The 14,434-nt window shown below is 65.2% G+C and carries 11 protein-coding genes, 1 tRNA gene and 1 pseudogene; 7 read left to right on the top strand and 6 right to left on the bottom strand.

Features of this window, described 5'->3' with window-relative positions; genetic code table 11:
- Both VLR48_RS16235 and mtnC read left to right on the top strand, forming a co-directional pair.
- A pseudogene (locus VLR48_RS16235) lies at positions 1-248 on the top strand (cupin); the annotation flags it as partial.
- Positions 249-257: 9 nt separating this feature from the next.
- Positions 258-941 (top strand): acireductone synthase, encoded by a 684-nt coding sequence (gene mtnC / locus VLR48_RS16230; protein ID WP_325292788.1) that lies wholly within the window; start codon positions 258-260, stop codon positions 939-941.
- A gap of 9 nt (positions 942-950) precedes the next feature.
- On the opposite strand, the gene VLR48_RS16225 is transcribed toward mtnC, so the two are convergent.
- Together VLR48_RS16225 and VLR48_RS16220 are read right to left on the bottom strand one after the other, a co-directional pair.
- Positions 951-1,262 (bottom strand): DUF4282 domain-containing protein, encoded by a 312-nt coding sequence (locus VLR48_RS16225; RefSeq protein WP_007192927.1) that lies wholly within the window; start codon positions 1,260-1,262, stop codon positions 951-953.
- 142 nt (positions 1,263-1,404) lie between these two features.
- Positions 1,405-1,491 (bottom strand) — tRNA-Leu (locus VLR48_RS16220).
- A gap of 117 nt (positions 1,492-1,608) precedes the next feature.
- Between VLR48_RS16220 and rnr the strand changes: the two genes are divergently transcribed.
- Both rnr and rlmB read left to right on the top strand, forming a co-directional pair.
- Positions 1,609-4,053: a ribonuclease R gene (rnr, locus tag VLR48_RS16215; protein WP_325292787.1), complete on the top strand. Its 2,445-nt coding sequence runs from the start codon at positions 1,609-1,611 to the stop codon at positions 4,051-4,053.
- A gap of 2 nt (positions 4,054-4,055) precedes the next feature.
- Complete coding sequence (gene rlmB / locus VLR48_RS16210; protein ID WP_325292786.1) at positions 4,056-4,853, top strand: 23S rRNA (guanosine(2251)-2'-O)-methyltransferase RlmB; 798 nt, start codon at positions 4,056-4,058, stop codon at positions 4,851-4,853.
- Between the two features lie 48 nt (positions 4,854-4,901).
- On the opposite strand, the gene tsaA is transcribed toward rlmB, so the two are convergent.
- Positions 4,902-5,648, bottom strand: a complete 747-nt coding sequence (gene tsaA, locus VLR48_RS16205) for a tRNA (N6-threonylcarbamoyladenosine(37)-N6)-methyltransferase TrmO (RefSeq protein ID WP_325292785.1) — start codon at positions 5,646-5,648, stop codon at positions 4,902-4,904.
- A 206-nt stretch (positions 5,649-5,854) separates the two neighbouring features.
- On the opposite strand from tsaA, the gene VLR48_RS16200 reads away from it, so the two are divergent.
- Positions 5,855-6,931 carry a PA0069 family radical SAM protein gene (locus VLR48_RS16200; RefSeq protein WP_325292784.1) on the top strand — a complete coding sequence of 359 codons (1,077 nt, stop codon included), beginning with the start codon at positions 5,855-5,857 and terminating at the stop codon, positions 6,929-6,931.
- A gap of 484 nt (positions 6,932-7,415) precedes the next feature.
- Positions 7,416-8,378, top strand: a complete 963-nt coding sequence (locus tag VLR48_RS16195) for a SphA family protein (RefSeq protein WP_325292783.1) — start codon at positions 7,416-7,418, stop codon at positions 8,376-8,378.
- A 147-nt stretch (positions 8,379-8,525) separates the two neighbouring features.
- On the opposite strand, the gene VLR48_RS16190 is transcribed toward VLR48_RS16195, so the two are convergent.
- From VLR48_RS16190 to pbpG, 3 genes are all read right to left on the bottom strand, one after another.
- A complete protein-coding gene (locus VLR48_RS16190) occupies positions 8,526-11,708 on the bottom strand; it encodes a DEAD/DEAH box helicase (protein ID WP_325292782.1) in 3,183 nt (1,060 codons plus the stop codon).
- An 87-nt stretch (positions 11,709-11,795) separates the two neighbouring features.
- Positions 11,796-12,410: a PAQR family membrane homeostasis protein TrhA gene (gene trhA, locus VLR48_RS16185; protein ID WP_325292781.1), complete on the bottom strand. Its 615-nt coding sequence runs from the start codon at positions 12,408-12,410 to the stop codon at positions 11,796-11,798.
- Between the two features lie 21 nt (positions 12,411-12,431).
- Positions 12,432-13,370, bottom strand: coding sequence for a D-alanyl-D-alanine endopeptidase (pbpG, locus tag VLR48_RS16180; RefSeq protein WP_325292780.1), 939 nt, complete (start codon positions 13,368-13,370; stop codon positions 12,432-12,434).
- 298 nt (positions 13,371-13,668) lie between these two features.
- On the opposite strand from pbpG, the gene VLR48_RS16175 reads away from it, so the two are divergent.
- Positions 13,669-14,434, top strand: a 766-nt coding sequence (locus VLR48_RS16175) for a GTPase domain-containing protein (RefSeq protein ID WP_325292779.1), incomplete at its 3' end; no start/stop codon positions are given.

The following is a 14,434-nucleotide window of genomic DNA, read 5'->3' as shown; positions in this document are numbered from 1 at the left end:
ACACCGAGTTCGAGGTGCGCTTCTTCGTCGAGGGCAGCGGTCTGTTTTATCTGCACACCAACGGCCGGGTCTACGCCGTGATCTGCGAGCAGGGCGATCTCATCAGCGTCCCCGACAGTACGACCCACTGGTTTGATATGGGCCCGCGCCCGCACTTCACCGCGATCCGCTTCTTCACCAACCCGGAGGGCTGGGTCGCCAACTTCACCGGCAGCGACATTGCGTCGCGTTTTCCGCGCTTCGAGTAATCAGTCCGCATGGTCAAAGCGATCCTCACCGACATCGAGGGCACCACCTCGAGCCTCTCGTTCGTCAAGGACGTGCTCTTTCCCTACGCGGCGCAGCGTCTGCCCGACTTCGTGCGGGCGCATCGCGATGATCCGCAAGTGGCGCAGCTGCTCGAGGATGCACGCGCCGTCGCGGACGGGGCAGGGGACGAAGAGGCGCTGATCGCGCAGCTGCTTGAGTGGATCGCGACCGACCGCAAGATCACGCCGCTCAAGGCATTGCAGGGGCTGATCTGGGAGGAGGGTTACGCCCGCGGCGACTTCCGAGGCCACATCTACGAGGATGCCGCCCGCCGCCTGCGCGACTGGCACGGCGCCGGTCTGAGGCTCTATGTCTATTCCTCGGGCTCGGTGCATGCCCAGAAGCTGCTGTTCGGGCACACCGACTACGGCGACCTCACGCCGGTCTTCGGCGGCTTCTTCGATACGCGCATCGGCGGGAAGCGCGAACCCGAATCCTACCGTGCCATCGCCTCCGAGATCGGTCTGCCGCCCGGAGAGATTCTCTTCCTGTCGGACATTCGAGAAGAGCTCGATGCCGCGCGGGATGCCGGGATGGCGACGACCGCCCTGCGCCGCGAAGGCGTGACCGGGCCCTTCGGGGAGCACCCGGTCGCCGATGATTTCGATGGGGTTCGGCCGATCGAGGATTGAGCGGCGGCCTCAATTTCGGACCAAGGCGTCTCGCATCTGCATAAAGGCGATCAGATACTCGAACATGATGCGCCACATCAGCTCCATGAAGAGGAACGCAGCGACGAACAGCAGGATTCCGAGCACGCGCCAACGCAGGCGCACCGTCGCGGTTAGAAGCCCCATCCCGGCTCGATATGCGTCGCCCACCGGCTCGAAGCGGCGCATTAAGAACAGCGCCATGAGCCAGGCTGCGAGGGGCATGACGACGGCGCCCAGATAGTAGAAGACCAGCAGCGCATGGCGGCTGATCATGGTGTCGAAGGAGAGGAAGTCGGTCATCCGAAAACACCATGGTGTCTCGCTACCGCGTCCGGGGAATGCGGGAGGCGGAGCGCCGGCCTTGCGGCGATCGGTTCAGATGCGGGTGCTGGCTCGGGCTCCCGTCATTCGGGGTGAGCCTGATTCGAAATTCGATATGAAATGGTGCCGAGGAGAGGACTCGAACCTCCACGAGCTTTCGCCCACATGGACCTGAACCATGCGCGTCTACCAGTTCCGCCACCTCGGCATGAGGTTCCGGGGATGTCTTGAAGAAGGCCGCCCCCGTGGCAAGGCGCGAATATTAGTGAGACAACCGAAGGGTGTCAAGGCTACACTAACCTTTTCCGGACAAGAACGAGCCCAAGTGACAAGACGCCGAAATCCGACAGCCGCCAAAGAAGCGGATCCCCATCGCCAGCGCGAGGCGAAAAAGTACGCCAACCCCATCCCCAGTCGCGAATTCATCCTCGAAACACTCACCAATCTCGGCGCACCGGCCGGTGCCGACGAGGTCGCCCGCGAGCTCAATCTCACCGACGAGCAGGATCTGATCGCCCTCGAGCGGCGACTCGGTGCCATGGTGCGCGACGGTCAGCTGGTGCGTAATCGCAACCAGGCGTTCTGTCTCGTGAACCGCCGCGATCTCATTGCCGGTCGTGTCATCGGACATGCAGACGGCTTCGGTTTCGTGCGCCCGGACGAGGGTGGCGACGACCTCTACCTCTACCCTAAAGAGATGCGCGCGCTGTTTCACGGCGATCGTGTCGTCGTGCGTGTCGCGGGACGCGATCGACGGGGTCGGCTCGAGGGTGCGGTCGTCGAGATCCTGGAGCGTAAGACCCGGACCGTCGTCGGGCGGCTCTACAAAGAGAGCGGTGTCGGCTTCGTCGCGCCGGACAACAAGCGACTGACCCACGATATCATCATCCCGAGCGACCGGATCGCGGGGGCCGAGCAGGGCCAGATCGTCGTCGCCGAGATCACGGATCAGCCGACCCAGCGGACCCAGCCGATCGGCCGGATCCTGGAGGTCCTTGGCGACCACATGGCGCCCGGGATGGAGACGGACATCGCGATCCGCGCCCACGATCTGCCGATCGAGTGGCCGGAGGAGGTCGAGGCCGAGATCGCCGGGCTCGGCAGCGAGGTCCCGGAGGCTGCGAAGGAGGGCAGGACCGACCTGCGCAAGGTCCCGCTGGTCACGATCGACGGGGCCGATGCGCGCGACTTCGACGACGCCGTCTATTGCGAGCGCAAACCCAAGGGCTGGAAGCTGCTGGTCAGCATCGCCGATGTCTCGAGCTATGTGGTGCCGGGTACGGCGCTGGATACCGAGGGCTATTCGCGCGGCAACTCGGTCTACTTCCCGGACCGCGTCGTCCCGATGCTGCCGGAGGTGCTCTCCAACGGACTCTGCTCGCTCAACCCGCATGTCGATCGGCTCTGCATGACCGCCGAGCTCTACATCAACGCCGAAGGCAAGGTCACGCGGACTCGCTTCTTCGACGGCGTCATGCGTTCGCATGCGCGGCTGACCTACGATCAGGTCGCCGCCATGATCATCGACGGCGATGCCGATCTGTGCGAGAAGCATGCGGACCTGCTGCCGCACCTGCACGAGCTATACGCCCTCTATCAGACACTGCACCAGGCGCGAGCCGAGCGCGGTGCCATCGACTTCGACACCGTTGAGACCAAGTTCGTCTTCAACGAGCAGGGACGCATCGCCGCCGTGGTCCCGCTGGTGCGCAACGAGGCGCACAAGATCATCGAGGAATGCATGCTGGCCGCGAACGTGGCCGCGGCGCGTCTCTTCGAGCGCAAGAAGATGCCGGCGCTCTACCGTATCCATGACCTGCCGAATGCCGAGAAGCTGAGCGACCTGCGCGAGTTTCTGGGGCAGCTCGCGCTCAAACTTCCGGGTGGCGAGAAACCGACCGCAAAGGACTATGCCGCGCTGCTCGAGATGGTCAAGGAGCGCCCGGATCGGGGCTTGATCCAGACCGTGTTGCTGCGCTCCATGCAGCAGGCGATGTACAGCTCCGACAATGTCGGCCATTTCGGTCTGGCCTACGAGGCCTACACCCATTTCACCTCGCCCATCCGGCGCTATCCGGATCTGGTCGTCCATCGGATCATCAAGCACATCCTGCGCGGCGGGACCGCTGCCGATCTGGACTACTCCAAGATGGAGCTACAGCAGATCGGCGAATACTGCTCGGGCACCGAGCGGCGCGCCGACGAGGCGACCCGCGACGCCGACGACTGGCTCAAGTGCGAGTTTATGCAGGGCAAGCTCGGCGAGAAATTCGACGGCATCATCACCAGCGTCAACTCGTTCGGCATCTTCGTCGAGCTCGACGAGGTCCATGTCGACGGTCTGGTGCACATCACCGCGCTCGACAACGACTTCTACCATTTCGACCCCATCGGTCATCGTCTGCACGGCGAGCGCACCGGCACTGTCTACCGTCTCGGCGATCCGCTGCGGGTGCAGGTTGCGGCCGTGAATCTCGACGATCGCAAGATCGACTTCGTGCTCGCCGAGCCGAGCGGGAAGGCCGGCAAGGGCGGACAAGGTGGGAAGGGCGGTCAAGGCGGACAGGGTCCGCGCAAGTCCAAGCCAAAGCAGAAGGCCAAGCCGACCGCGCAGGCGTCGGACCAGGCGACGGCTGCGGCACAGACTCCGGCGCCTGAACCGGCACCGCGGGCACAGGCCCATGCAGACAAGCCCGCCGAAGGCGCCAAGAAGCCGCGCTCGCGCAACCGACGCAAGCGCAAACCGACGGGTGCGGCGCCGACATCCTGAGCATGAAGCCATCGAGACGTCCTGCCGTGGACCGCGGCGGCGAGGTGCGGCACCCCACGGCGGGGCTGCACCCGGTCGGCGGTATCCACAGCGCGCGAGCCGCGATCAAGTTCGGGAGCGAAGGGGTCGGTGAGCTTTGGCTCGACCGCAGTCGTCGCGACCGGCGCTTGTCCGAGCTGGCCGATCTGGCGAGCCAAGCGGGCGTGAAGGTCCGCCAGGTCGAGCGCGACGAGCTAGAGCGCGCCGCGGAGGGGACAAATCATCAGGGCGCCTTGGCCTGGGTGCGGGTCCCCTCGGCACGCTCCGAGCAGGATCTCGATCTGCTCCTGGAGCGCATCGAAGGTCCGCCCTTCCTGCTGCTGCTCGACGAGGTTCAGGATCCACACAATCTCGGCGCCTGTCTGCGCACCGCTGAAGGCGCCGGCGTTCACGCGGTCATCGCACCGAAGGACAACGCCGTCGGTCTCACTCCGGTCGTCTGCAAGGTCGCCAGCGGCGCCGCCGAGACGCTGCCCTATGTCCAGGTCACCAATCTGGCCCGGACCATGGGGTACCTCAAGGAGCGAGGAGTCTGGCTCACCGGGACCAGCGGCGATGCCGACACCGAGCTCTATGCCGCCGACCTCACCGGGCCTCTCGGCCTGGTCATGGGCAGTGAAGGCACTGGCCTGCGCCGTCTCACACGCGAACACTGCGACCGTCTGGTCCGTCTACCCATGTGCGGGACGGTCGAGAGCCTTAATGTGTCCGTCGCCGCGGGTGTTTGTCTCTACGAAGCGTTGCGTCAACGCAGGGTCTGATCTAACCGGAGAATGTGGCGGATCAGGCGCGCCGGCGCGCTTCTCGGGTTAGGCTTCTCTGATCCGACCGAGGGCGGAGGTGTCGACAAGCGGCTCGATGGTGAGTACGTGCATGGTGTTGCCGTCGATCCTCCAACGGATGTTCAGATCGTAAAGCCAGAGGCCGAACTCCCGACGCTCGGGATAGCGATCCATATAGCCCGGGCGCGGGTCCTGGGCGAGGACCTGCTCGATCAGCGCGCGCAGTCGGAGCGTCCCCGTCGGATCGGCTTCGGCAATGCCCTGTAATGCCCCCACGGAAAAGGTGACATCGGCGGCGTCGATCTCGGGCGCCATGGCAAAGCCGCTGCGGGCTCCGGGGATGTTGTCCGCGTACGGCACATAGGGTTTGATGTCCAGGACCGGGGTGCCATCCAAGAGATCGACGCCCCGAACCTTGAGTGCGAGTCCGTGCGCATCCCTGATGAGTCCAAGCTGCTCGACCGCGGAGATCCCGATGGGGTTCGGCCGATAGGGCGCGCGGCTGGCGAAGACACCGACACTCTCGCGGCCGCCGAGACGCGGCGGTCGCACCGTCGGGCTCCAACCTGCGGTCAGACAGTCCTCGTGAAAGACGAAGAGGATCCAGACATGCGAGAAACCCTCGAGTCCCTTGAATGCCTCTTCTCGGGCAAACTTGGGCAGAAGCTCGATATGCGCCTCGGCGGCGGTCACCAACCCGGGCTGGCGCGGAATCCCGAACTTGTCGGTGTATGGGGAGCGTACGTGGCCGATGGGTGCGAAGGTGAAGGACATGCGCTGGCCTGCTGTCTTTGGATGGGGCCAATTATGCCGGAGAATGCCGCTGGCCTCCCGCCACCAGCCTCCGGCAGTGACTTGCGGTATCGCTTTGGTGTGGGCCTGACCGCGCTGCGCCGGGATCGATCTCCGGCAAGACAAGCGCACACCGGCATCTCGAAGGGCAGACGGCTGGAAGCCGGTGGCCGGCGGCTTCCCCCGAGATGACAGGACCGACCAAGCCCGCCGGACGCGGCGCGACCCTGAACCCGGACTCGCGCTATTCGGCCGAGCGACGCGAGGCCGAAGACGACGGCTGGCCGGTCGACGATGAGCTCCCGCCCCTGCGCACGCAGCTCGGGGTGGACACGAGCCGCACCCTCATCAGCTACAACCAGTCGCCCGACATCCCCTTTGATCGCTCGATCAATCCGTTCCGCGGCTGCGAGCATGGCTGTATCTACTGCTATGCGCGTCCGACACACGCCTGGTTGGGTCTATCGCCCGGGCTGGATTTCGAGACCCGCCTCTTCTGGAAACCGGATGCGGCGCGCCAATTGGAGCATGCGTTGGCCGCTTGGAGTTATCGCCCCGCAACCCTGGTGCTCGGTGCGAACACGGATCCCTATCAACCGATCGAGCGACGCCTCGGGCTGACACGCTCCCTGCTTCGAGTGCTGCATGACTGCCGCCACCCGGTCGCCATCACCACCAAGTCGGCCCTCGTCCTGCGCGATCTGGATCTGCTGGTCCCGATGGCCGAGCTTGGACTGGTCTCGGTGCAGATCTCTGTGACGACGCTCGATCCGCACCTGTCGCGTCGGCTCGAACCGCGGGCGGCGTCCCCGGTGCGGCGCCTGGAGGTCGTGCGGACGCTCGCACAGGCGGGCGTGCCCGTCGGCGTCCTGGTCTCGCCGCTGATTCCGGGCCTGACGGATGCGGATCTGGAACGCATCCTGGAGCGCGCCGCTGCAGCGGGTGCTTCCCGCGCCGGCTGCCTTCTCATCCGTCTACCGCGCGAGGTTGCGGAGCTTTTCGATGCCTGGCTTCGAGCGCATGTCCCGGATCGGGCCGAGCACGTGTTGAGCCTGATCCGACAATGCCGAGGCGGACGTCTCAACGACCCGGAATTCGGCTCTCGCATGACCGGGCGCGGTCCGGTCGCCGAGCTGCTTGCTCAGCGCTTTCGCCTGACCGCGCGTCGCTTGGGTTTGGACCGACACGACATCGGATGGGACCTCGACGCGTCCCGTTTTCGTCGACCGCAGCTCCCGGGGAGCCAGCTCGATCTCTTCGATTAGGATTAAACCGCGCCCAGCGCGGTATGCGATGTTTTTGGATGGGATTGGCCCCGGCAGACTTGACGGCCGCTGGAGCCGGCGCGGTTTAAGATTTTAAAAAGTATATTATTTTAAGCCGCGTCACCGCTAAGGGCCGTGGATGCACCAAACGTCGAGCTCACTTGAGATTCAGCATCTCGCTCTGGACGCGGTTAAGTCAGGATGAGCCGCGAAAGAGGCGGAGCAGACGACGGTTGGCGGTGATTGATCGGCTATATTGGCTCTCGGTTGTCGGTCTCCAGTCTCCAGCTCCGCGCCGCCCGCACCCCCGATCGATCGTGCCTGGTCTGGATCCGCCGCTGACCGCGAATAGCTGGAAGCTCTTCGCTTTCTCCGCGTTGTCACCGCTTTGTCACGCCCAGCGCATTCCCTTATCCTTCACGCGCTTTTAGGGCGCGAGGAGGGTCGCGCCTCGTCTCAACACTCAATAAATCAGGGCGCGACGATGACGAAGAAGGGCGCAAGACTGTTGGTGGCTGCGGTTGGTCTCGGAGTGTCGTCGCTGACACAGGCGTACGACCTGCCTGCAGTGAATCTCGGCTTTACCAGTTTTCTCGACGGCGCACCGCCGGCCGGGCCGGGCTGGTATGCCCAGCAGTACGTGCAGTATTACCGCAACGGGCGCCTGAAGAACGCAAGTGGCGGTGACCTGCTTCTGCCGACCGCGCGCGGGTTCGAGAAGGCCGAGGTCGAGGCGAACATCGGTCTGACCCAGGTCCTCTATCAATCGGATCAACCGCTCCTGCTCGGCGGCAAATGGGGCATGAATCTAATGTTGCCCTATGCCGGTTTCGATCTGGATCCGAAGGACAACTTCGCGCTCTCGGCGAACGGCGGGAATCTGGGCGATCTCCTGATCGGACCTTTTCTTCAGTGGGATCCCATCATGGGAGCCAACGGACCGAGATTCGTGCAGCGGGTTGAGTTTCAGCTGATCTTCCCGACCGGATCCTACGACGCGAACGATGCGTTGAACGTCGGCAGCAATTATTTCTCTTTCAACCCCTATTGGGCCGCAACCGCCTTCCTGGCGCCGAAATGGACGGCCTCATGGCGTCTTCACTATCTATGGAACGCGGAGAACAACGATCCCTACAAACCACTCGGCGCCAACGATACGCAAGCCGGTCAGGCCATCCATGCCAACTTCGCGAGTGCCTACGAGGTGCTGCCGAATCGTCTGCGTCTCGGCATCAACGGCTATTTTCTCAAGCAGTTCACCGAGAGCAAGATCGACGGCAGAGGCGTGCGCAACAGCGAGGAGCAGGTCGTCGGCATCGGGCCCGGACTGGTCTATCACTTCTCCAAGCACGACCATCTCTTCGTGAACGCCTACTGGGAGACGGAGGCCGAGAACCGTCCGGAGGGCTCCAGGTTCAACCTGAGGTTCGTGCATCATTTTCATTGAGACTGAACCGCGTCTCGTTCGGTGTGCGTCGGGCCGAGTCGGATCGGCGCTGCCGGATCCTCGCGAGGCTGGAGTCGACGCGGTTCAGGTGAGTGCTCGCCGAATGAAGAATTCGACGGTGGCCGTCCCTTGTCCTCGCTGGTCGGGTTAGCCCGTTCCAGCGACGAAGCGGGCGACGTCGGCGGCGAGGTCTCTCAGCAAGGCGTCCGGGATCGCCTCTGCGCCTTGCGACAGGGCGAGCGCCCGCATGAGCAGGCCGGCCTCGTCTTGTGTCAGGATGCCTTTCGGGAGGGCCTCGCTGTAGAGCCAGATTCCTGCCTGTTGGGGTGTCGGCGAGGTCTTTTGCTCGGCGCGGACGGCGGCGCAAGCGAGGAGGGCGCCGAGCAGCAGGTCCATGGCCGGGGCGGGGCAGGCCTGTTGGATCAGGACCTCGGCGCCGCGGAGCTTCTCCCGCGCCCGGGACAAGAGTCTGGGTTCTTGTGGGCGACGCCGGTCTTCCGAAGGCTCGACGAGGGGGCGCGGATGAGCGATCGGAGAGGCGTCCCCGAGACGCCGCAGTCCGCTCAGCGTCCGCGGGTCGATCAATGCCACGGGCACCTGACCGGCGATCGCGGCGGCGAGTCGATCCGCCTCGGCATCCACGCGATCCAGGACCACCAGCAGGCCGCCGCCGGAGCCGAGGATCCGTTCGATCCGCGTGCCGAACGCGTTCTGGGCGGCCTCGATGGCATGGCGGATGGATTCTTCCATCTCGGCATCTCGGTTCGCATCCGCGAGCGGGATGGGCTCTGCCCGCTCTACCGGCCTGTCGTCGGTCGCGGCATCGTCGACGGTTGTCGTTGCGTCGGGACTCGCGTCGATGTCCGGAACCGGCGTCGGGTCCGCGTCGGCCTGTTCGGATGCCGACTCTTGGGAAGCGATTTGCGCGGCCTGCCCCTCCGGTGTCTCGGTGGCCGTCTTGGGGACGCCCGCCAGCACGACGAGATCCTCCGCAAGCACCTCCACGAGCTTGCGCGAGACTCCGACAACGTCCTCGGTGGCGTCTTGGTCGACCACGTTGTCGAAGAGATTGCGCTTGCCCTGGACCAGCTCCAGGACACGACACTCGTAGGACTCGGCGGCGACCAGCAGGATGATCTGAACCTTCCTGGTCTGGCCCAGACGGTGCACCCGCGCGATCCGCTGATCCAGCACCGCCGGGTTCCAGGGGATGTCCAGATTGATCAGGACCGAGGCCGTCTGCAGATTCAGTCCGACCCCGCCGGCATCGGTCGAGATGAAGACCTGACAGGCGTCGTCGTCGTTGAAGCGATCGATCAGCTCGCCGCGCTTGGACGTCGGTACACCGCCGTGCAGGCGCACGCAGCCGAGTCCCAGCGCGCGCACGCGCTCCTCGACCATCCGGGTCATCTGCTCCCATTGGGAGAAGACCACGGCCTTGAGTCCGGATTGCAGACAGAGCTCGTCGAGCAGATTCGCCAGCTCGTCGAGCTTGGGCGATCCTTCCGTCTCCTTGTCGACCAGACCGGCCGCATCGCAGGCCATCCGCGCCTGCTGCAGATGGGCCATCAGGCGGTTCGACTCGCCCGGTGTGAGCGGACGACGCTTGGCGATCTGTGCCAGAATCCCGGCGGCCTGGATGCCCGCGTCGTGCAGCTCTTGCTGGCAGGCGTCGAGCGGGATGTCCAGACGGCTCTCGATGCGATCCGGGAGCTGGTCGCGGACCAGTTGGCGGTCGCGGCGCAGCATGACGGGTGCGAGCCGACGCCGCAGCTCGGAGAGGTTGCGGTAGCCCAGGACCTTGCCGCGCTCGTCCGTAACGTGGAAGTCCACCAGATAGCGCCAGAGCGGGCCGAGCACCTTCTGATCGATCACCTGCATCAGGCTGTAGAGGTCTTCGAGCCGGTTCTCGAGCGGGGTGCCGGTCAAGACGAAGGCGTAGCGCGAGGGGATGCGTTTGACCGCGGCGGCGATCTTGGTGCGCCAGTTCTTGATGCGCTGCGCCTCGTCCAGGATCACCAGATCCGGTCGCAGGGTCTCTGCGATGATGCTGCCGTCGCGCAGGATCAGCTCGTAGTTGACGACCAGGAAGCCGCTGCTGCCTCGGTACTGGGCCGCCCGCGCAGCGGCCGGTCCTTGGATCACCCGCGCCTCCTGACCGGTGAATTTGCGGATCTCGCGTGCCCACTGTTGCTTGAGCGAGGCCGGGCAGATGACCAGGATCCGCTCGACCTCGGCATGGCGATGTAGCCAAGCGGCCGCCGCGATGGCTTGGAGCGTCTTGCCGAGACCCATGTCGTCGGCCAAGAGGGCGCGGCCGTTGGCGGCGAGAAAGGCCACGCCCTCGACCTGGTAGGGATAGAGTCGCGCGGTCACGCCCGGCAGGCGCCCGCCAGAGGCGCGGATCGCCTCGCCGATGTCGCGTGCACGCTGCCGTTGGGCGGCCTGCTCGGCTAGGCGGCGGGCGAAGCCAAGTGCATCTTCGCCGAGATCGATGTCCGCGCGCCCGGCCAGGGCATCGGCCAGGCGCAGGAAGTCTTCGGGCAGACGCCGTCGGTAGGCGCCCGCGTCGTCGAAATGCGCGTCCAGCAGCGCGACGAGCTCGGGATCGAGCGGGTTGTCCGGACGTTGCATCGCCCGATGGAGACGGATCTGGGGCGCGGGGTCGCCCTCCCATTCGAGATAGACGAAAGGCGAGGGCGGTCCAAGCGCCTGCAGACGCTTGGCGTCTCGCCGTTTGGCGATACGGTGCAGCACCGCCTCGATGTGCTTGCATGTCCCCAGCTGGTTGGTCGCGAAATCCGGGCAGGTGCAATAGTTGGCGCGCCGCTCCAGAGAACGGATGTGCACCCGGTAGCTGACCGGGACATGGGTGGAGGAGACGAGCGAGCGCGCGGTCCAGGCGCCGTAGTCCGGATCGCCCGAGAGGGGCTCGACCCGGACCTCGGTCCGTCCGCGCTTGATCCGCTCGTCGATCGCGCCTTCCACGGCGCCGAGCAGCTCGCCCTCGGCTGCTCCGCGTGCCGAGCGGGCAAAGAGCGCGGCGAGTGCATGGACGCAGGCTTGGTCCGAGCGCGTGCCGCAGTCGCATAGACAGACCAGATTGCCGTCGCCGTCGTAGCTCAGCTCGAGCGCGACGATCTCTTCATCCTCTTCGTCTTCGACGTCGGCACGCAGATAGGCACCGTCCAGCTGCAGTTCGGCGACGCGGTTGTCCTTGTAATGGCGCAAGCCGGCACGCACCAGATCGGCGGGGGCCAGGGCGTGGAGCTCGTCTTGATCGAGCGTGAAGGGATCGAGGTCGTGCGTCTGGTCTGGGCCGGCGTGCATGGAGACGGAGATTCCCGGTTCTTTAACGATAGACCATGTTAAACCGCGTTCGGTGGGAAATGCGCTGTTTTCGCGTCGGACAGTGCGTCAGAGAAAGATCAGAATGGTCATGTAGTGGCTGATACTGCCCGCGAGCACGAAGAGGTGCCAGACGCCGTGGGACCAGGAGAAGCGGCTGTCGAGTGCGTAGAAGACCACGCCGAAGGTGTAGAAGAGACCGCCGGCAACGAGTCCGCGCACGCCTGCCGGCGGTAGGGTCGCGACCAGCGGCTCGAGGGCGAAGACGATCAGCCAGCCCATGGTGAGATAGATGATCATCGGCAAGATCCGCCGCCGTCGATGCGGGATGCTGTCGATCAGGACGCCGATGCCGGCGAGGGTCCAGATGGCGCTGAACATCCACCACCCCGTCTGCCCCTTCAGCACCAGCAGACTGAACGGGGTGTAGGTGCCGGCGATGAGCAGATAGATGGCCGCATGGTCGAGGATCTTGAAGACCCGTTTGGCCCGGCCTCGCAGGCTGTGATACAGGGTCGAAAAGAGGTAGAGCAGGAAAAGCGTGGCGCCGTAGACGCTGAAGCTCACGATGCGCAGCGTCCCGCCCTGAATTCCGGCAACGGTCACGAGCACGGCCACGCCGATCAGCGCGAGGGCCGCGCCGACCAGGTGCGAGATGCTGTTGAAGCGTTCTCCCGGGTACATCGAAGAGGATTCGGCGCGTGCTCAATTTCCGGCGATGCGTTGTCCGCCGACGAGCCAGGTGCGCAGGCGGTTCGAGTCGCCGACCGGGGTCAGCTTTCCGACGGCGTCCAGGAAGACGACATAGAGTCGCCGACCGCCGATCCGGGTCTGCATCACCAGGCAATGACCGGCCTCGTTGATGAACCCGGTCTTGCTCACCTCGACATGCCAGTCCGGGTTGCGCACCAACGGATTGGTGTTGCGATACTCCAATGCACCCTGGTCGGCGAAGGGATGAACCGTCATTTCCCCGCGTGATCCGGCCTCGCGGATCAACGGGTATTGAGCGGAGGCGCGGACCATCTTGATCAGATCCTCCGCCGTGGAGCGGTTGCGGTTGTCCAGCCCGCTGCTGTCGGCAAAGGAGGTGTCGTGCATCCCGAGCGTTTGGGCCTTGCGGTTCATGGCCGCGACGAATTGCGGGGTCCCGCCCGGCGAGGTGCGTGCCAAGGCGGCGGCCGCGCGATTGTCCGAGGACATGAGCGCGACCATGATCATCTCGCGGCGCGATAAGGTCGCTTGGCCGATCCGCAGGCGCGAGCGGCTGTGGCGCAGGGTGTCGCGATCCTCCTCCGTGATGGTGATGGGTGCATCCAGCGAGACGCCGGAGTCCAGGACCACCATTGCGGTCATGAGCTTGGTGACGGAGGCGATGGGTTTCACCTCGCGGGTGTTCTTGCCGTAGATCCGGTTACCCTGCTCGTCGACGATCAAGGCGCTGGCTGAATTGATCTTCGGGCCAGGGACGCCGGAGCCCTGGTGCTGGCTCGCGGCGAAGGCGTCGCTGCAGAGCATCAGGCCGAGGATCATCGACGCCGACAAAAGCATCCGGCCGATGTCTTTGATTAAGCGACCCTGCCGGGCCGGCGGGTAGAGCGTGTCGAGTAGATTGATCGGCGACAACGACGACGATGGGGGCATGTGAGAGACATCTCGGCGATAATGAGTGGTGTATGAACCCTGTCCGGCAAGACATGCGCCGTTCCCGCCGGGACGTCGGCCTCGCATGAGTCCGAGTCAGCGGCGGTCGGGGTTCACGTGAGTCGACGTAGGGCCGGCAGTGGCTGGTCATCCGGCGTCGGCAGGAATTATTGCACAGGATCGGGAAATCGCCCGAGTCGAAAGGGGGCGAGCCGGATCGGGCTGCCGGCGGCGCAAGGCCCGCTTGCGTCGCTGTTTCATCGGGCTGTCTCATCGGAGAGTCGGGATCGAGGTGCTGATGCGTAATCCCTGGACACGGTGGTCGGATCGCTGGCGCGGATTGCGCGACGCGTTGCTCGAGCCGCGGGTCGACGATGCAAGCCTCGGCGCGGCCTTGCGCGAGGCCCGCGCGCGTCATCCGCTCCCGGTGGTCTGGCTGATCGGCAAGACCCAGTCCGGCAAGACCTCCATCATCCGGGCGCTGACCGGGAGCGGACTGGCCGAGATCGGCAACGGATTCCAGCCCTCTACGGCGACCACGCGGCTCTATGACTTTCCGGCGGAGGCGCCCCTCGTGCGCTTCCTCGATACCCGCGGTCTCGGCGAGGTCGCCTATTATCCGAGCGCCGACATCCACTTCTGCGAGTCGCAGGCGCACCTCCTGTTGGCCGTGATGAAGGCGACCGACATCCGCCAGGACGATGTCTTGGAGGTCCTGCGGCAGGTGCGCGGTCGCCACCCGGAATGGCCCTTGGTGATTGCGCAGACCGGGCTGCACGATGCCTATCCGCCGGACGGCGAGCATCCCTTGCCCTATCCCTTCGAGGACGACGACTGGCCGGCGTCCGTCCCCGTCGATCTCGTCCGTGCGCTGCGGGCGCAACGCGATCGACTCGGCGCACTGCCGGGCGAGATCCCGGTGCGCTGGGTCCCGATCGATCTGACGCTTCCCGAGGACGGATTCGAGCCGTCTGACTACGGTCTGGATGCACTGTGGCAGGCGATCGACGGGGTCTCGTCGCTGCGTCTTCAAGCCCTGTTGCGCAGCGACGCCGGGGTTCGCG

This window comes from Thiocapsa sp., from assembly GCF_035467215.1.
In the GTDB taxonomy this organism is placed as follows: Bacteria; Pseudomonadota; Gammaproteobacteria; order Chromatiales; family Chromatiaceae; genus Thiocapsa.
This window is presented reverse-complemented; position numbering and strand designations above follow the sequence as displayed.